Raw genomic sequence first — 16,744 nt, 5'->3', positions numbered from 1 at the left:
TTTCAGAGGACCACACCATGGACGACAACAAGGCCAAAGCCCTTGCCGCCGCGCTCGCGCAAATCGAAAAGCAGTTCGGCAAAGGCTCGATCATGCGGATGGGTGACGGTGATGTCGCCAAGGACATCCAGACCGTCTCCACCGGCTCGGTGGGGCTCGACATCGCACTGGGCCTGGGTGGCCTGCCGCGCGGCCGGGTGGTCGAGATCTACGGCCCTGAGTCGTCCGGCAAGACCACGCTGACCCTGCAAGTCATTGCCGAAATGCAGAAGCTCGGCGGCACCGCCGCCTTCATCGACGCCGAACACGCGCTCGACGTGAATTACGCCGAAAAACTCGGCGTCAAGGTCAGCGATCTGCTGATCTCCCAGCCGGATACCGGCGAGCAGGCGCTCGAAATTACCGACATGCTGGTGCGCTCCAGCGGCGTCGACGTGGTGGTGATCGACTCGGTCGCCGCCCTCACACCCAAGGCGGAAATCGAAGGCGAGATGGGCGATCAGTTGCCCGGCCTGCAGGCCCGCCTGATGAGCCAGGCGCTGCGCAAGCTGACCGCCAACATCAAGCGCAGCAACACGCTGGTGATCTTCATCAACCAGATTCGCATGAAGATCGGCGTGATGTTCGGCAGCCCCGAGACCACCACCGGCGGCAACGCGCTCAAGTTCTACTCGTCGGTGCGCATCGACATCCGCCGCACCGGCGCGATCAAGAAGGGCGATGAAGTCATCGGCTCCGAGACCCGTTGCAAAGTGGTCAAGAACAAGGTCGCCCCGCCGTTCAAGCAGGCCAATTTCGACATCCTCTACGGCGAAGGCATCTCCCGCGAAGGCGAGATCATTGACCTGGGCGTGGAAGCCAACATCGTCGACAAAGCCGGCGCCTGGTACTCCTACAGCGGCACCAAGATTGGTCAGGGCAAGGACAATACGCGCGAATTCCTGCGCAACAACCCGGCCATGGGTCGCGAGATCGAAAACAAGGTGCGCGCGCACTTCAATCTGCCGGCCATGCCGGAGATCGCGGCCAGCACCCCGGAACCCAGCGAAGCCTGATCTGCATGAGCGAGTCGCTCAAGACGCGTGCCTTGCGCCTGCTGTCGCAGCGCGAACATAGCCGCGCCGAGCTGACTCGCAAGCTGGCGCCCCACGGCACGCCCGAGGAGATCGCCGCGCTGCTCGAGCGACTTGAAGAAGTGGATTTGCAGTCGGACGCGCGCTTTGCCGAAAGCTATGTCCGCAGTCGTCAGGCGCGTTACGGCAGCCGGCGCATCGCGCTGGATTTGAAGCAACGTGGCGTCAGCGATGACTTGATCGCCGCCGCGCTGGATGAAGGCAGCGAAGGGGACGATCAAGTACGGGCTCGGGACGTGTGGGCAAAAAAGTTTGGCACCCCGCCGGTCGATGCCCGCGAGTGGGCAAGGCAGGCGCGCTTCCTTCAGGGACGCGGCTTTGGTGCCGATGTGATTCACAGGATATTGAAAGACCGCGACGATGAGTCTGCTTAAGGTCACCGGCCTCCGGAAGAAGTACCGCGCACGCACCGTGGTGCACGACGTCTCCTTTGACGTCGGCAGCGGTGAGGTCGTCGGTTTGCTGGGCCCCAACGGCGCCGGCAAGACCACCTGTTTCTACATGATCGTTGGCCTGGTGGCTGCCGATGGCGGCGAGATCACGCTCGACGATCAGGTTCTCACCCATCTGCCGATCCATGAACGCGCCCGGCTCGGTCTGTCCTACCTGCCGCAGGAAATGAGCGTGTTCCGCAAGCTCACGGTGGCCGAGAACATCCAGGCGGTGCTCGAACTCCAGGGCCTGCCGTCCGATGAAGTCACCAAGCGTCTCGACGAACTCCTCAACGAACTCGGCATTGCCCATCTGCGCGACAACACCTCGGTCTCACTCTCGGGCGGCGAACGCCGCCGCTGCGAGATCGCCCGCGCGCTGGCCACCTCACCGCGACTGATTCTGCTCGACGAGCCCTTTGCCGGCGTCGACCCCATCGCCGTGCTCGACATTCAGAAAATCATCCGCTACCTCAAGGAACGCGGGATCGGGGTATTGATCACCGATCACAATGTGCGCGAAACCCTGGGCATCTGCGAGCGCGCCTTCATCATCAACGCGGGCGAGGTGCTTGCCAGCGGCACGCCGACCGACATCGTGACCAATGACCAGGTACGACGGGTCTATCTGGGCGAGCATTTCCGTCTCTGACCCCCCGCGCCGATCATGAAACCGACCCTCCAGCTCAAACTCTCGCAACACCTGACGCTCACGCCTCAGTTGCAGCAGTCGATCAAGCTGCTGCAATTGTCGACCATCGAGCTGAACCAGGAGATCGAGCAGGCCTTGCTGGACAACCCCCTGCTCGAGCGCGACGACGAGCCGGGTGAGGACACCAGCGAAGCCCCGCCCGAGGCCCCCACCGAGGGCCCGAGCGAACGCGACGAACCCGCCGCCGAGGCCCCGCTTGACGACATGAGTGACTGGATGAGCGTGGGCACCACCAGCACCACGCATCGCGACGACGAAGACGACTCCGACTTCCAGTCCTTCCAGGCCGCCGAAATCACCCTGCGCGAACATCTCGACCAGCAGGTGGCACTGACGCCGCTGTCCGACCGCGACCGCGCGCTGGTGCGCTTCCTCATCGAAGCACTGGACGACGACGGCTATCTGAGCCAGCCGCTCGACGAGTTGCTGACGCTGCTGTCCGAAGACGCCGAGATCGAACTCGAAGACCTGCAGATCGCCCTCCAGCACCTGCAGCACCTCGACCCCGCCGGCGTCGGCGGCCGCGGCCCGGCCGAGTGCCTCGCGCTGCAACTGCGCATCCTGCCCGACACCGACACCCGCAAACTGGCACTGGCGATCGTCACCGAGCACCTCGACACCCTTGCCCAGCGCGATTTCAACCGCTTGCGCCGGGCACTGCAGTGCTCAGAAGATGCCCTGCGCGATGCCCATCACCTTATCTGCAGCCTCAGCCCGCGCCCCTGCGCCCGCTTCGCCACCAACGAAACCCGTTACGTGATCCCCGACGTGGTGGTACGCAAGCACAAGGGCCGGTGGGCGGCGGTACTCAACGCCGACGCCATGCCCAAGCTCAAGGTCAATGCCTTGTACGCCCGGATACTCCAGCAGAATCGGGGCAACAACGGCGACCTCGGCGGGCAACTGCAAGAAGCGAAGTGGCTCATCAAAAACGTCCAGCAGCGTTTCGACACGATTTTGCGCGTCGCACAGTCAATCGTTGACCAACAGCGTCAGTTCTTCGATTATGGAGAGGTGGCGATGCGCCCACTGACACTGCGGGAGGTCGCGGAAGAGTTGGAGTTACACGAGTCCACCATTTCCCGCGTCACCACTCAGAAGTTCATGTCCACGCCGCGCGGCGTACTGGAGTTCAAATATTTCTTCGGCAGTCATGTCTCCACCGACACCGGTGGGGCAGCCTCTTCGACGGCGATCCGCGCGTTGATTCGTCAACTGGTGGACGCCGAAGACAGCAAAAAACCTCTTTCCGACGCAAAAATTGCCGATTTACTCAGCCAGCAGGGCATGGTTGTGGCCCGACGGACGGTCGCCAAGTACCGCGAGTCGCTCAACATCCCGCCGGTTAGCAAGCGCAAGACGATCTGACAACAGGAGCGATCATGAATCTCAATATCACCGGACATCATGTAGAAGTGACCCCCGCCATCCGTGAATACGTCAATGCCAAACTGGATCGCGTGATCCGGCATTTTGACAACGTCACCAGCGTGAACGTCATCCTGTCGGTGGAAAAGCTGGTCCAGAAATCGGAGGTCACGCTGCATGTTCGCGGCAAGGACCTGTTCGCCGAGAGCACTGACGAAGACATGTACGCCGCCATCGACACCATGGCAGACAAGCTCGACCGTCAGGTCATCAAGCACAAACAGAAGCTGCAAGATCACGCACACGACGCGCTCAAGCATCAAAGCACCGAAGTGTGATCGATTCCCTCGGCGTCTTGGCGGTGGGTTGCGTTTATAATGGGCGCGTCACACTCCATTGATCGCTCCCGCCTCCATCGCCGAGTCTGTTCCGCCCACCTCATAGGGCGCCTAGTTCGTTACATGAATCTTATCGCCCCCCTCCTTTCTCCTGACAATGTGCTCGTCGATCTCGACGCCAGCAGCAAGAAGCGTGTCTTCGAGCAAGCCGGCCTGATCTTCGAAAACAACCAGAGCATCGGACGCAGCGTCGTGTTCGACAGCCTGTTCGCCCGCGAGCGTCTGGGTTCGACCGGCCTCGGTCAGGGTGTTGCCATTCCCCACGGCCGAATCAAGGGCCTCAAGGACGCAACCGGCGCGGTCATCCGCCTGAGCACCCCGATCCCCTTCGACGCGCCGGACGGCAAACCCGTCAGCCTGCTGTTTGTGCTGCTGGTGCCCGAGCAAGCCACCGAGCACCACCTGCAACTGCTCTCGGAGTTGGCCCAGCTGTTCAGCGACAGCGCCTTCCGTGAGCGCGTGGCCGAAGCCACCGATGCCGCCGCAGTACATGCGCTGTTTACCACCTGGGGTACTGCCCATGCGGCAGACCAGCGTCGCGCGGCTCTTTGAGAAACTCGGCAAACGCCTGCAGCTGACCCATATCGGCGGTCGCCTCGACCGCTCGCTGTCTGTCACCGAAGCGCATACCTGGCCAGCCGATCTGGTCGGCCATCTCAATCTGATCCACCCCGATCGCTTCCAGATTCTCGGCACGGCCGAGATGGCCTGGGCACGCAAGCAGTCCGGCGACAAGGTGGCCCACCATGTGCGCGAAATTCTCGCCGCCCGCCCACCGGCCATCATCGTTGCCGACAATTGCGACGTCCCCGGCATCATCCGGCGCTGTTGCGAAGAAATGGATGTCGCACTGTTCACCTCGGCCATGGCATCGGCCAGCGTCATTGATCTGATGCGGCTCTATCTGTCACGCGAACTGGCCGAACGCACCGCCTTGCATGGCGTGTTCATGGACGTCCTCGGCCTGGGCGTGTTCATCACCGGCGACTCCGGCGCCGGCAAGTCAGAACTCGCGCTGGAGTTGATCTCGCGCGGCCACGGTCTGGTGGCCGATGACATGGTCGATTTCGCACGGATTGCCCCAAATACGCTGGAGGGGCGATGCCCCGAACTGCTCGAGAATTTTCTCGAAGTGCGGGGCATCGGTATTCTCAACATTCGCACCATTTTTGGCGAAACTGCCTGTCGCCGAAAGATGCAGCTCAAGCTGATCGTCTACCTGCAACGCCGCCGCCCCGGCGAAGACGATCCCACCCGCCTGCCCGTCACTCACGAAGCGCAGGACATCCTCGGCGTACCCATCCGCAAGATCATCCTGCCGGTCGCCGCGGGCCGCAACATCGCCGTGCTGCTCGAAGCGGCGGTGCGCAACACCATTCTCCAGCTACGCGGCATCGACTCGACCCACGAGTTCATCTCGCGTCAGCGTGAGCTCCTGAGCAGCAACGACCCCGACTGAGTTCCCCGAGAGCAATCATCCTAGAAACCGTAGTTGGACCCGCCCGAGCGTGCGTCTGACCGGCTGTCTGGCAAGGCGCGACGACGTACAGCCTGCACGCGGCAAGGAGGAGCAACGCAGCAAGGCGCGCCGCCAGACGCGCAATCGGGCGCGAAGCGCGATCACCCACGGGTGATCGGCCTCGAAGCCGAAAAGCTTCGCATGTTCAATACCTTGCTCATGGGCACAAGCGGTCAACTGCGATTTCCAGGATCATTGTGCATCGAAAGATGCATGATCAGTCACGGCCATGATATATTCATTTTTCGTTTATGCCATTCAGCTATTTGAGGAAAAAATGACCATCGCCAAAAAACTCGCAATCGCCGCCAGTCTCGCCGCACTTCTGCTCCAGCCACTTGCCGGCCAGGCGAATCCACAGCATGACAAGATGCGCAACTGCAACAAGACCGCCAAGGAAAAGGCACTCAAGGGCGAACCGCGCAAGGCCTTCATGAAGACCTGCCTGTCCGGCAAAGCCACGACCCCGGCGCCACTGGCGGCAGCAAAGCCGGCCAAGAAGTAAGCACCCGGTCGACGAAAAACGCCCCGAACAGATCGGGGCGTTTTTTGATTTCGGCATGCAGGATGGCGCTAGACAATCTCGAAAAACACCAAATCGCGCTCCACCTCCAGCGCCGAGAACCCACAGCCGATGCGGCCCTGCCCGGCCAGCAGGGCCTCCCCGCCGCGGATGCATTGCTCGCTGCCCGATTCATTGGCCACAAAGGTACCGTTGGTGCTCTGGTCAACCAGGAAAAAACCTTCGCGTCGGCGCTCGACCCGGGCGTGCTGCCGGGAGGTCCGCGGGTCGATCACGACCACGTCGTTACCCATCTCGCGGCCGAGCAACAAGATGGGGCGTAATTCCTCGATCAGGTGGACGTCTTGCTGGTGGCGCAGGCGCAGGCGCTGCGATACGCGCGTTGCCGGCGGCACCGAGGTAGCCATGCCGGCACGGCCAGACAAGGCAAACACCGGCCATTCGAAGCCCTCGACCTTCAGCCCGGCCTCGTCACGCTCGCGAATGACTTGCCGGGAGGCCGGTGACAACAACAACACGGTAGCACCACTGACCAGCGCCTGACCGGCGTGCGCCATTCCCGCCAGTCGCATCGCGACCGACAACGCCTCACCCGAGGGCGGACCTTCCATATCGATGGCGCCATGATGCAGACCGATCCGGATGCCGAGCCGAACGCCACGCACCGGCGGCAGGCTGGCCACCCGGTCGATCATTTCGCTGGCGGCCAGCACGGCGCCGTCGCAGCGCTCGAATGCGGCACAGATCTCGTCAGTGGCCCGACGCAGAATCTCGCCGCCCTGGCCTTCGACCACGCGCTCAATGCGATTCATGCTGCGCTCGATGGCATGCCCCGCCTCGGTCTCGCTCAGCAGCGCGGCCAAGCGCTCGCCGCCGACCAGCTCGGCATACATCATGCATGCATTACGTTGTTGTGCCATGGATCGTTCCACGTCCCGTCCAAGCGCCTTGCCGCCTCTGGCGACAGTCAAGGGCCTTAACCGGCTCCTGTTATAACTTCATGATCGGTCAATGCCATGCCCGGTGCAAGTGCTTGCATTGGGTCAGTCCTCACGGGACGATGGCATCAAGGGAACGACGGTTTGCATCGTGCGCGGCAACTCGGGCGGATCGAATGCCACGTCCCCCTCACTCACCGGGGTATCACGGGTCAGCCCCTTGAAATCAAACAAACTGGCGTCGGACAGATGCGATGGCACCACATTGCGCATGGCGGTCGTCAGCGACTCGATACGGCCGGGATGCTGCTGCGCCCAGCCTTGCAACATGCCCTTGATCTGCTTACGTTGAGCGTTTTCGAGCGATCCGCACAGATTGCACGGAATGATCGGGTAGTTCATGCCGCGCGCGAAGCGGACAATATCGGACTCTGCGCAGTAAGCCAGCGGGCGGATCACCATGTGCTCGCCATCGTCGCTGACCAGCTTCGGTGGCATGGACTTGATACGTCCGCCGAAGAACATGTTGAGGAACAGGGTTTCGATCATGTCATCACGGTGATGACCCAAGGCGATCTTGGTCGCACCCAGTTCCCGCGCCGTGCGGTAAATGATGCCGCGGCGCAGCCGCGAACACAGCGAACAGGTGGTTTTCCCCTCGGGGATCTAGTCCTTGACGATGGAGTAGGTGTCTTCGGTGACGATGCGATAGTCGACACCGATCGACGCGCAATACTCAGGCAGCACATGGTCAGGAAACCCCGGCTGCTTCTGGTCGAGGTTCATGGCGATGAGACGAAAATCCACCGGCGCGCGCTCGCGCAAGGCCAGCAGCACCGACAGCAGAGTGTAGGAATCCTTGCCGCCCGACAGGCAGACCATGACCGTATCGCCGTCTTCAATCATGTTGAAGTCGGCGATGGCTTCTCCTACCGCACGCTCAAGCTTCTTCTTGAGGCGGAGAAAGGTGTTGGAGTGACGCCCTTCAGGCGCCTCGCTCGGCACAGTCGTCATGGACACTTTGAGCCTTGATCAGGAAAACAATAATGCAATGATTATGTTGCGACGCAGCATATCACGGGGATATCCAAAATATCAATGCGATAGCGTACTGCTAAAACGACCGTTTATTCTATTTGGCTGCCTACAGATGCGCGCTACGCCCACCGTCGACGGCCAGAATCTGGCCGGTCATGTAGCCCGCATCAAACAACAAAAACCGCACCGTCGCAGCGATATCGGCAGGGGTTCCCTCTCGCTTGAGCAAGGTGTGCTCGACAATGCCGGCGCGTTCGAGCGGATCGAACTGCCCATCGTCAGGCCACAGCACCACCCCGGGCGCCACCCCATTAACCCGAACCGACGGCGCCAGTTCGATTGCCATCGCCCGGGTCAGCCCGGCCAGGCCAGCTTTTGCCGCGCAATACACGGGGTAATCGGCCAGCGGACGGTCAGCGTGAATGTCCACGATGTTCACAATGGCGCCGCCGCTGGCCTTCAGTGCTGGAGCGGCGGCTTGCATCAGAAACAGCGGCGCCTTGAGGTTTGAACCGATCAGATCATCCCAGGCGGCTTCATCAATCTGACCGAGCGGCGTCGGGAAGAAGCTTGAGGCGTTGTTCACCAGACCGTCGAGCCGGCCAAAATGTGCCACCACTGACGACACCAGCGCCGGCAAGGCCGCCGTATCGGCCAGATTGGCTGCGAACACCGCCGCCGAACCCGGTCGCTGGACGTTGAGCTCATCGGCCAAGGCCAACGCGGCCTCGGTGGAACTGCGGTAATGCACTGCCACGCGCGCGCCGGCCGCATGCACCGCGCGCGCAATCTGCGCACCCACGCGCCGCGCGGCACCGGAAATCAAAACAACGGGAGACACATCCACGGCAGACACAAAACACTCCCAAAAGGAAGGAATGACGATAGCGTGCAGTATCCCATACCCGGCCCGCCGGCTAACGACAAGCCCCGGCCGCCCATGTAAACTTTGCACTTTTTGCCGGAATCGCCATGAACCTGCCCCAACCCTCGGACGAAGCCCTCGCGCAAAGCGACGCACTGGTCGCGCGTCTGCGCACGTCCATCACCGAGGCAGGTGGCTGGATCAGCTTTGCCGACTACATGCATCAGACGCTGTACACACCGGGGCTGGGTTACTACAGTGGTGGCGCGCACAAGTTTGGCCCGGCAGGCGACTTCATCACCTCCCCCGAACTCACCCCGCTGTTCGGCCAGGCCCTGGCACAGCAAGTGGCCGAGGTCACCGCGCAGTCCGCGCCACATGTGCTCGAAGTGGGGGCCGGCACCGGACACCTTGCGGCCGATCTGCTCCTGGCGCTCGACCGGCTCGGCTGTGCGCCCGAGCAGTATTCGATTCTTGAAGTCTCCGGCGAACTGCGCGGCCGTCAGGCCGACACCCTGCGTGAGCGGGCGCCCGCACTGGCCGAGCGGGTGCGCTGGATCGACGCCCTTCCCGAACACTTCTCGGGCGCGGTGGTGGCCAATGAAGTGCTCGACGTGATGCCGGTGCATGTGCTTGTCTGGCGCGACGGCGCAGTGTTCGAGCGCGGCGTCGCCATCAACGCCGAGGGCGGGTTCGCCTGGGCAGACAGCCCCGCCAGCGAACACTTGCGCGTCGCCAGCCAAACCCTTGGCGCGCCGATGCCCGCCGACGGCGAGTACGTGAGCGAGTTGAATCTGGCCGGACCGGCCTGGGTGGCTGACTGGAGCGCCCGCCTCGAGGCCGGCGCCCTGCTACTGATCGACTATGGCTATCCGCGCGCCGAGTACTACCTGCCCAGCCGCAGCAACGGAACGCTGCTGTGCTACTACCGCCATCACGCCCACGGCGACCCGTTCATGTGGCCAGGCCTGAACGACATCACTGCTTTCGTGGATTTCACTGCCATTGCCGAAGCCGCCTTCGAAACCGGCTTGAGCATCTATGGCTACACCAGCCAGGCGAGCTTTCTGTACAACTGCGGGGTACTGGAATTGCTGGCCGAGCGCGGCGACCAGACGCAACCGGACTACATCCGCGCCGCGCGCGCCGTGCAACGCCTGACCGCGCCGCACGAGATGGGTGAGCTGTTCAAGGTGCTGGCGGTCGGCAAGGGCCTCGCCGAGCCGCTACTCGGCTTCCGTCGCGGCGACCGCCTGCACGGCCTGTAGGCCGCGCGGCATCAACTCTGGTTGCGATACACCGTCTGCAGGAATGCGTCGGCATCTTCGCGGGCCGCCGAAGGCGACGCGGGCGGATGACTTTCGGGCTCCGGCGCGACCGCCTCGGGCTGAGGCAGCCAGCCGGCGTCGAGAATTTCGTCTTCGTAGTCGGGGCCGGGTGCGCCCGGCGCGGGAATCACGTCCATATCATCACCTGTCCGGGCTGTACGCGCCGCCACATGCGGCACGCTCATTCTGGCGTGGAAAATCCCCCTGCACCAGGCCATAACGCACATTTCGCGCAAAACTGAAGGACGATCGGTCTCATCTGGCAAAACCCGCCGCTGCTACAGCAGCATGCCACCGGACGCCTCTATCCGCTGCCCGTTGATCCAGCGATTGTCCTCAGACAACAACGACGCCACCACGCCGCCGATATCCTCCGGCACACCAACACGGCCCAGCGCCGTCAGCGCGGCAATTTGCGCATTGAGCAGCGGATCGTCGCGCACCGTGCCACCCCCGAAATCGGTCTCGATCGCGCCCGGGGCGACGGTATTGACCGCGATACCGCGCCCTCCCAACTCCTTGGCGAGATACCGCGTCAACACTTCAACCGCCCCCTTCATCGCGCCGTAGGCAGCGTAACCCGGAAAGGCAAAACGCGTCAGCCCGCTGGACACATTCACGATGCGTCCGCCATCGCCAATCAGGGGCAAAAGCGCCTGCGTGAGAAAGAAGACACCTTTCAGATGAACATTCACGAGCGCGTCAAACTGCGCTTCGCTGGTCTCGGCAAAGCTGGCGCGGACGCCAATGCCAGCATTGTTCACCAGATAGTCAAAATGATCGCGCTGCCAGTGATGACGCAACGCCGCCCGAACCGTATCGGCAAATACGGGAAAAGAGCGGCTATCGCCAACATCCAGCGGCAAAGCGATGGCCTGACCGCCGCGCTCGACCACACTATCGACAAGGACTTGCGCATCGGCCTGACGATGGCGGTAGGTGATGATGAGGTCCACACCCCAACGCGCCAACTGCTGCGCCGTGTTTTTTCCCAGCCCCCGGCCACCGCCCGTCACGATCGCAATCCGCGAGTCCGAATCAGTCGCGGCCTGATGATTGTTCGTCGTGCTCATGCGCCCTCCTGAATGATTCACCGCCAGACATGGCGGCAACAAGAAGAAGCCTATTGGCTCGGTGTAGCAGAATAAACCGCGTCAATCTGATTACACTGATCGCAAATTCTGAACAGTGAGCCGCACATGAACCGCATTGACGCCATGCAGATATTTACCCGCGTCGCCGAGCTCTCCAGCTTCACTCTGGCGGCCGATCTCATGCGGCTGCCCAAGGCGACGGTGTCCACCGCCATCCAGCAACTGGAACGCGAACTCGGCACCCGGCTCCTGCACCGCACCACACGGCGGGTGCAGATCACCCAGGACGGCCAGCTGTTTTACGAGCGCTGCAAAGACCTGCTGGCCGATCTGGAGGAGCTGCAAAACCTGTTCTGCCACGATTCAACCGCCTTGACCGGGCGCTTGCGGGTCGATATGCCCAGCGCGGTCGCCAGCGAGGTGGTGCTTCCCCAATTGCCGGATTTCTTGCAGGCGCATCCAGCGCTCGAAATCGAACTATCGAGCAGCGAGCGCCGGGTCGACCTGATCCGCGAGGGCTTCGACTGCGTGATGCGCGTCGGCGCATTGGGCGACATCAGCCACATCGCGCGGCCGCTTGGCTACTACCGCATGGTCAATTGCGTCAGCCCGGCCTACCTCGCCCGCCATGGCCAGCCGGACCACCCGGATCAACTGGCCACACACCGACTCATCCACTACGCCCCCACCCTGGGTACGCGGGATCAGGGCTTCGAATACATGGACCCGGATCACGCCGGTGTCGTGCGCTACCATCGCATGAAGGGGGCACTGACGGTCAATAGCTCGGCGGCCTACTATGGCGCCTGCCTCGCCGGCCTTGGCATCATTCAAGTGCCCGAAGCCGGCGTCATCCCGGCGCTGGCGCGCGAAGAACTGTTTGAATTCATGCCGCGCTACCGCGCGGCGGCCATGCCCGTCTCACTGATCTACGCCAACCGGCGCCATCAACCACGGCGTGTCCGGGTATTCATGAACTGGCTCGCCGCGCTCATGCAAGAGCGGCTGATTCCCGCACCAGACCGAGCCGGCTGAGGCGAACGTTCGCCGAGAGGCGACTAATCGCTCAGCGTTTCATTCAACCAGTCGCGAATCCGCTCAGCCACCGGCTCCCAGCCATCTTCCAGCATCATGGCGTGACCCATGTCATCGAAAATCTCGACCTCGACGCCATACGACGAACCGGTCGAGCGCACCTCGGCCGGCGGAATCAACTGATCGTGCTCCGCGCCGAGCACCAGCAGTGGTGTGGCCGCCATGCGTGAGCGCATCGGCAGGTTGAACAGAGTCATGTCCCAGATCGCGCGGTGGCTTTCGGGCTGCGATGCGCGCAGATAGCGGCGCATGTCATCGGGCGGGACCGGTTTGTGAAACAGCGCGTCATGCAGGGTCGAGGCATTTGCCAGCCCGCCCTCTAGCAACTGATTCAGATCGGCCAGCAGCGCCGGCTTGCGGAACATCAGGCCCACGGCCGAGCTCCACAGGCCTTGTGGCGGCACCGAGGCCATCAATACGGCGGCCGGCGCGTCGGCCTGTTCGAGATACTTCTGCACCACCATGCCGCCCATCGAGTGACCGATCAGCGCCGGTGTGACCGGCAAAGCGGCCGCCACTTCGGCCAGGTCATTGACGTAGTCGCTGATGCTGTAGCTGTCGAGCTGACTGCGCTGACGGCTCTGCCCGTGGCCAGACAAGGACACGGCGTAGCTCGAAAAACCCGCCTTGGCGAACCAGGGCATGAAATGCTCTTGCCAGCACCACGCCGCCGTATACGCGCCGTGCACAAACAGCAGCGGCACCGGGTGCGCCTCGCCCTCGGGGGCACAGGCCAGCACTTCCAGTTCGCCAAATCGACTTCGGTTCATACGTCTGATTCCTGATTCCATCGTCGCAGCGTTGCGCGACACACCCGCACCACGGTAACGGATTCGCCGCGCCGCGACCATGGACAATTGCCATCCAGGTCGCAATCCGTTGTAATCGGCCCCTTATCCGAGGCGGACAGGCGGCATGCTGCTCAAATGGCTGGTTTCAATCGTGATCGTGGTGGCTTTGCTTGGCGGCCTGCAACCGTTGCTGGCCCGCTACCTGCCGCTCGGCCGCCTGCCGGGCGATGTCACGATGGTGCGAAACGGTCGCACCTGGCACCTGCCCTTCACCACCACCGTGCTGATGTCGCTACTGGCCTGGCTGATCCTTCGCTGGCTGTGAGCGGCAGCGCGCTCAGCGCCCACGCACGGCCACACTGAGCCGATCCAGGCGCTCACCCCGCGCGTCAAACAACTCAATGATCCGCAGCCCCGGTGCCGGGTGAACCAGTACCGTGCCGCCGGTGCCCACCTCCCGCCCGTCCATGCGCCAGCGCAGACGCGCATCGTCAATCGTGGCGCGCAGCAACACCCCCTGACCCGGCGGGCGGGTGCGCAAATCAATAATCTCGCGCACCGCAGGCGACGCAATCTGCGCGCTCGACTGCGGCGGCGACACCACCGCCACCGCCGTGCCGGCCAGAAACCATTCGTCCCGCGCGTTTTCGAGCGGCGGATCGAAGCGCACCGGGCGACGCAGCACCCCGGCCGGCACCACGCGCTCGACGGGCCATACGCCATCGGCGGCGAGCTGATCGACCAGCCAGGCTCGCGCTTCGATCAGTGCCGTCGGCCCGGTCTCCATCCACACCGCGATCGTCACGCTGGCATTAGCCCCCGCCGCCCAGGCGGCGCGCTCTGGGGTCACCATGGCGGCCATCACCGGCGGAAAGAAATCGCTGCCAATGAAGGCCGCTGCCGGCGATACGACCGGCTCGGGTGCGCGGCGGCCATCGACCAGCCAGTGTGGCGCGCGCCATTGCCCATCGACGGCCATCATGCGGATCAGCCCCGCCAGGTGAGGCAGGTCGAGCGCGTGCGCCGATACCGGCAAAGCCGACACATCGCCTTCGGGCAAGCGCCGCGCCAGATCGGCAGCCGCGGCCGCCTCACCGCTCACCATCGCGTTGCGTACACTCAGCCAGCGCGGCGCCTCGGGCGTGCCGGCATTGAGCAGACTGGCCGCCGTCACCACCCGCTTATCGACCGCGCGGGCACAGTACAGCGGCCACAGCAGGCTGGCGGCGGGATAGGCAAAACTCGTCGCATCGGCATGCTCGGCACGCAAGCCGCCGACCTCGGCCAGCACCGCGCCGGTGGCGTTATCGAGCACCACCACCGCTGCCCGCGCCGGCGATGCGGCGCGCAGCGCGGCCAGCATGCGCTGCTGCCAGCGCGCATCCAGCACCGTGCTCACCGTCGTGCCCGGCTCGCGCAACACGCGGGCGGCCAGATGCGGCGCCAGCGTCCAGCGCGGCGTGAGCATGACCGGGTCCAGCGCGGCTGCCAGCGCCTGCACCCGCTCGCACGCTGCCGGACTGCCAATCCGGGCGACCAGGGCGCAGGCACGTCGGGAGAGCACCGCCGGGCTGGCGCCGGGGCCACGCAACAGCGCCGCCAGCACCGCCGCTTCGGGCCGGTCCAGTGTGCCGGCCGCCTTTCCGGTCAAGGCCCAGGCGGCGGCCGAGATGCCCCGCAGCCGACCGCGAAACGGCGCCAGATTGAGGTAGGCCTCGAGAATCTGCGCCTTGCTCCAGCGCGCCTCGAGCGCCTGCGCGGCCAGCGCCTGGTCCCATTTCTGTTCGAAACTGCGGCGCCGCTGGCCCTGACTGGCAGGCTGCAAGGCCGGGTCGAGCAAGCCGGCCAGTTGCATGGTCAGCGTGGAGGCCCCTCGCGCATGCTCGAACCACAGGTTCTGCACCGCGGCAGCGGCCACGGCGCGCCAGTCGACACCTTCGTGCTGGTAAAAGCGCCGGTCTTCCGCTTCGAGCAAGGCTTCGAGCATGGCCGGCGACAAGGCCTCGAGCCCGACCCAGTCGAGGCGGTCGTCGTCGAAGCGCAGCTGGCGCTCGGCCAGCGGCTCACCATGGCGGTCGACCAGCTGCGCGACGCTGCTCACATGGGCTGCGCGCACCTCGGCAAACGCCGGCAGCACCTGCGTTTCGGCCAGCGCGGGCGTGGCCACGGCGACCCCCCAGCCCAGCGCGCACAACAGGTTTCGACCCCAGCGATTCATACCTGAAAGTGTGGCACGCGCGGCCGCCTGCGTCGTGTGAGCAAAGGTGTCAGCCACGGCCGACGGCCGCGTCGGCGGCCTCGATGGCCACCAGTCGGGCACTGCGGATGGCCGCGGGAATCGCGGATTTGTCGGCACACTGGCGCGCCACCGCGCCGCCATCGACCGATTGGGCCGCCGCCAGCGTGGCCTGCCAGCGGACGACGGCTGCGCCGGGCACGGGGTGGGCGCAGGGGGCGGCTTCGAGCAGCGTGGTGAGGCGCTCGGGGCGGCGGAAAGCATCGCAGCGGCTGAGCAAGTCGAGCCGTGCCACAGCCGAGCTGGCGGTGGACAGGGTTTCGCCATCGCGGGCGAGCATCACCGCCTGGTCGCGGCAGGGCAGCGGCACCTTGAGCCGAGCGCTGGCCGACTCGGCGGCCGCCACGTCGTGACCGACCAGCAAGGCCCAGCGGTGGGCCAGCGGCAGATCGCGCGCCACCGCGCAGCGCAGCACGCCGGGCAGCAAGGGGTCGATCCGCCGGCGCGCCACCACCTCGGGCAGGCAGCGCGCCAGCGCGCCGCAGGCGTCGAGCACCTCGATCATGCGCATCGGGGCGGGCGCCATCAGGCCGCGTGAAATTTCCTGCCAGACGCGCTCGGGCACCAGGTGGTCAGCTTCGCCGCTGACGACCATCTCGCGCATCAGCGTCAAGGTTTCTTCGGCAACCTCGAAGCCGTCGAAGCGTGCCGCGAAACGCGCCACCCGCAGGATGCGGACCGGGTCTTCGGCAAAGGCCGGGCTGACATGGCGCAGCCGCTTGGCAGCCAGATCGCGCTGGCCGCCGTAGGGGTCGACCAGCGTGCCGTCCTCGCCACGCGCCATGGCGTTGATGGTCAGGTCGCGACGCAGCAGATCGTCTTCGAGCGTCACGTCGGGTGCGGCATGCACCACGAAGCCGGTATAGCCGTGCCCGCTCTTGCGCTCGGTGCGCGCGAGGGCGTATTCCTCATGAGTGTGCGGGTGAAGAAAGACTGGAAAGTCCTTGCCCACGGCGGTAAAGCCGCGGGCCAGCATGGCCTCGACCGTGCCGCCGACGACCACCCAATCCTTATCCTGCACCGGCAAGCCGAGCAGCGCGTCACGCACGGCACCGCCTACGATGTATGTTTTCATCCTGGAAACCGCAGTTGGACGCGCAATCGGGCGCGTAGCGCTATCCCCCACCGGGCGATCGGCCTCGAATCCGAAAAGCTTCGCATGTTTAATACCTTGCTCATGGGCACAAGCGGCCAACTGCGGTTTCTCGGGTCATG

At 64.2% G+C, this 16,744-nt stretch carries 18 protein-coding genes and 1 pseudogene; 11 read left to right on the top strand and 8 right to left on the bottom strand.

Going from position 1 to position 16,744, the window contains the following annotated elements; genetic code table 11:
- Positions 1–17: 17 nt before the first annotated feature.
- The 8 genes from recA (at position 18) to FHP91_RS13000 (ending at position 6,066) form a co-directional block, all read left to right on the top strand.
- Complete coding sequence (gene recA / locus FHP91_RS13035) at positions 18–1,055, top strand: recombinase RecA (RefSeq protein WP_144177370.1); 1,038 nt, start codon at positions 18–20, stop codon at positions 1,053–1,055.
- 5 nt (positions 1,056–1,060) lie between these two features.
- Positions 1,061–1,507: a recombination regulator RecX gene (recX, locus tag FHP91_RS13030; RefSeq protein ID WP_144177372.1), complete on the top strand. Its 447-nt coding sequence runs from the start codon at positions 1,061–1,063 to the stop codon at positions 1,505–1,507.
- A complete protein-coding gene (gene lptB / locus FHP91_RS13025; RefSeq protein WP_144310005.1) occupies positions 1,494–2,216 on the top strand; it encodes an LPS export ABC transporter ATP-binding protein in 723 nt (240 codons plus the stop codon). The genes recX and lptB overlap by 14 nt, the downstream gene beginning before the upstream one ends.
- 15 nt (positions 2,217–2,231) lie before the next feature.
- Complete coding sequence (locus FHP91_RS13020) at positions 2,232–3,644, top strand: RNA polymerase factor sigma-54 (RefSeq protein ID WP_144310004.1); 1,413 nt, start codon at positions 2,232–2,234, stop codon at positions 3,642–3,644.
- Positions 3,645–3,658: 14 nt separating this feature from the next.
- Positions 3,659–3,982, top strand: coding sequence for a ribosome hibernation-promoting factor, HPF/YfiA family (hpf, locus tag FHP91_RS13015; protein ID WP_144177378.1), 324 nt, complete (start codon positions 3,659–3,661; stop codon positions 3,980–3,982).
- A 123-nt stretch (positions 3,983–4,105) separates the two neighbouring features.
- Complete coding sequence (gene ptsN / locus FHP91_RS13010; RefSeq protein WP_144177380.1) at positions 4,106–4,594, top strand: PTS IIA-like nitrogen regulatory protein PtsN; 489 nt, start codon at positions 4,106–4,108, stop codon at positions 4,592–4,594.
- Entirely contained in the window at positions 4,563–5,501 is a 939-nt protein-coding gene (gene hprK / locus FHP91_RS13005; RefSeq protein WP_144310003.1) for an HPr(Ser) kinase/phosphatase, read from the top strand. The genes ptsN and hprK overlap by 32 nt, the downstream gene beginning before the upstream one ends.
- Positions 5,502–5,838: 337 nt before the next feature.
- A complete protein-coding gene (locus FHP91_RS13000; protein ID WP_144310002.1) occupies positions 5,839–6,066 on the top strand; it encodes a PsiF family protein in 228 nt (75 codons plus the stop codon).
- A gap of 68 nt (positions 6,067–6,134) precedes the next feature.
- Here the strand turns inward: FHP91_RS13000 and FHP91_RS12995 are convergent, their stop codons facing one another.
- The 3 genes and pseudogenes from FHP91_RS12995 to FHP91_RS12985 form a co-directional block, all read right to left on the bottom strand.
- A complete protein-coding gene (locus FHP91_RS12995) occupies positions 6,135–7,004 on the bottom strand; it encodes an adenylate/guanylate cyclase domain-containing protein (protein WP_144177386.1) in 870 nt (289 codons plus the stop codon).
- A gap of 123 nt (positions 7,005–7,127) precedes the next feature.
- Positions 7,128–8,036, bottom strand: a pseudogene (gene ttcA / locus FHP91_RS12990) (tRNA 2-thiocytidine(32) synthetase TtcA).
- A gap of 130 nt (positions 8,037–8,166) precedes the next feature.
- Positions 8,167–8,916 (bottom strand): pteridine reductase, encoded by a 750-nt coding sequence (locus tag FHP91_RS12985; protein WP_222105202.1) that lies wholly within the window; start codon positions 8,914–8,916, stop codon positions 8,167–8,169.
- Positions 8,917–9,032: 116 nt separating this feature from the next.
- Here FHP91_RS12985 and FHP91_RS12980 point away from each other — a divergent pair, with 116 nt between their 5' ends.
- Positions 9,033–10,193, top strand: coding sequence for a class I SAM-dependent methyltransferase (locus FHP91_RS12980; protein ID WP_144310001.1), 1,161 nt, complete (start codon positions 9,033–9,035; stop codon positions 10,191–10,193).
- Positions 10,194–10,204: 11 nt separating this feature from the next.
- On the opposite strand, the gene FHP91_RS12975 is transcribed toward FHP91_RS12980, so the two are convergent.
- Both FHP91_RS12975 and FHP91_RS12970 read right to left on the bottom strand, forming a co-directional pair.
- Positions 10,205–10,390 (bottom strand): hypothetical protein, encoded by a 186-nt coding sequence (locus FHP91_RS12975; protein ID WP_144310000.1) that lies wholly within the window; start codon positions 10,388–10,390, stop codon positions 10,205–10,207.
- A gap of 141 nt (positions 10,391–10,531) precedes the next feature.
- Positions 10,532–11,326 (bottom strand): SDR family NAD(P)-dependent oxidoreductase, encoded by a 795-nt coding sequence (locus tag FHP91_RS12970; protein WP_144309999.1) that lies wholly within the window; start codon positions 11,324–11,326, stop codon positions 10,532–10,534.
- 126 nt (positions 11,327–11,452) lie between these two features.
- On the opposite strand from FHP91_RS12970, the gene FHP91_RS12965 reads away from it, so the two are divergent.
- A complete protein-coding gene (locus FHP91_RS12965) occupies positions 11,453–12,382 on the top strand; it encodes a LysR family transcriptional regulator (protein WP_144309998.1) in 930 nt (309 codons plus the stop codon).
- 23 nt (positions 12,383–12,405) lie between these two features.
- Here the strand turns inward: FHP91_RS12965 and FHP91_RS12960 are convergent, their stop codons facing one another.
- Positions 12,406–13,212 (bottom strand): alpha/beta hydrolase, encoded by an 807-nt coding sequence (locus FHP91_RS12960; protein WP_144309997.1) that lies wholly within the window; start codon positions 13,210–13,212, stop codon positions 12,406–12,408.
- Positions 13,213–13,357: 145 nt separating this feature from the next.
- Here FHP91_RS12960 and FHP91_RS12955 point away from each other — a divergent pair, with 145 nt between their 5' ends.
- A complete protein-coding gene (locus FHP91_RS12955; RefSeq protein ID WP_246116305.1) occupies positions 13,358–13,558 on the top strand; it encodes a DUF2905 domain-containing protein in 201 nt (66 codons plus the stop codon).
- A 12-nt stretch (positions 13,559–13,570) separates the two neighbouring features.
- Here the strand turns inward: FHP91_RS12955 and FHP91_RS12950 are convergent, their stop codons facing one another.
- Together FHP91_RS12950 and cca are read right to left on the bottom strand one after the other, a co-directional pair.
- Positions 13,571–15,508, bottom strand: a complete 1,938-nt coding sequence (locus FHP91_RS12950) for a transglycosylase domain-containing protein (RefSeq protein ID WP_186301543.1) — start codon at positions 15,506–15,508, stop codon at positions 13,571–13,573.
- Complete coding sequence (gene cca, locus FHP91_RS12945; protein WP_144309995.1) at positions 15,501–16,604, bottom strand: multifunctional CCA tRNA nucleotidyl transferase/2'3'-cyclic phosphodiesterase/2'nucleotidase/phosphatase; 1,104 nt, start codon at positions 16,602–16,604, stop codon at positions 15,501–15,503. The genes FHP91_RS12950 and cca overlap by 8 nt, the downstream gene beginning before the upstream one ends.
- Between the last annotated feature and the right edge of the window lie 140 nt (positions 16,605–16,744).

Source organism: Denitromonas halophila (assembly GCF_007625155.1).
Taxonomy (GTDB): Bacteria; Pseudomonadota; Gammaproteobacteria; order Burkholderiales; family Rhodocyclaceae; genus Nitrogeniibacter; species Nitrogeniibacter halophilus.
Note: the sequence above shows the minus strand (reverse complement) of the source record. Positions and strands in the feature narration are given on the sequence as shown.

What these genes read in the sequence shown, in the direction of transcription:
- recA (WP_144177370.1), top strand. Translation starts at nt 18, where the DNA reads ATGGACGACAACAAGGCCAAAGCCCTTGCCGCCGCGCTCGCGCAAATC.
- recX (WP_144177372.1), top strand. Translation starts at nt 1,061, where the DNA reads ATGAGCGAGTCGCTCAAGACGCGTGCCTTGCGCCTGCTGTCGCAGCGC.
- lptB (WP_144310005.1), top strand. Translation starts at nt 1,494, where the DNA reads ATGAGTCTGCTTAAGGTCACCGGCCTCCGGAAGAAGTACCGCGCACGC.
- FHP91_RS13020 (WP_144310004.1), top strand. Translation starts at nt 2,232, where the DNA reads ATGAAACCGACCCTCCAGCTCAAACTCTCGCAACACCTGACGCTCACG.
- hpf (WP_144177378.1), top strand. Translation starts at nt 3,659, where the DNA reads ATGAATCTCAATATCACCGGACATCATGTAGAAGTGACCCCCGCCATC.
- ptsN (WP_144177380.1), top strand. Translation starts at nt 4,106, where the DNA reads ATGAATCTTATCGCCCCCCTCCTTTCTCCTGACAATGTGCTCGTCGAT.
- hprK (WP_144310003.1), top strand. Translation starts at nt 4,563, where the DNA reads ATGCGGCAGACCAGCGTCGCGCGGCTCTTTGAGAAACTCGGCAAACGC.
- FHP91_RS13000 (WP_144310002.1), top strand. Translation starts at nt 5,839, where the DNA reads ATGACCATCGCCAAAAAACTCGCAATCGCCGCCAGTCTCGCCGCACTT.
- FHP91_RS12995 (WP_144177386.1), bottom strand. Translation starts at nt 7,004, where the DNA reads ATGGCACAACAACGTAATGCATGCATGATGTATGCCGAGCTGGTCGGC.
- FHP91_RS12980 (WP_144310001.1), top strand. Translation starts at nt 9,033, where the DNA reads ATGAACCTGCCCCAACCCTCGGACGAAGCCCTCGCGCAAAGCGACGCA.
- FHP91_RS12975 (WP_144310000.1), bottom strand. Translation starts at nt 10,390, where the DNA reads ATGGACGTGATTCCCGCGCCGGGCGCACCCGGCCCCGACTACGAAGAC.
- FHP91_RS12970 (WP_144309999.1), bottom strand. Translation starts at nt 11,326, where the DNA reads ATGAGCACGACGAACAATCATCAGGCCGCGACTGATTCGGACTCGCGG.
- FHP91_RS12965 (WP_144309998.1), top strand. Translation starts at nt 11,453, where the DNA reads ATGAACCGCATTGACGCCATGCAGATATTTACCCGCGTCGCCGAGCTC.
- FHP91_RS12960 (WP_144309997.1), bottom strand. Translation starts at nt 13,212, where the DNA reads ATGAACCGAAGTCGATTTGGCGAACTGGAAGTGCTGGCCTGTGCCCCC.
- FHP91_RS12955 (WP_246116305.1), top strand. Translation starts at nt 13,358, where the DNA reads ATGCTGCTCAAATGGCTGGTTTCAATCGTGATCGTGGTGGCTTTGCTT.
- cca (WP_144309995.1), bottom strand. Translation starts at nt 16,604, where the DNA reads ATGAAAACATACATCGTAGGCGGTGCCGTGCGTGACGCGCTGCTCGGC.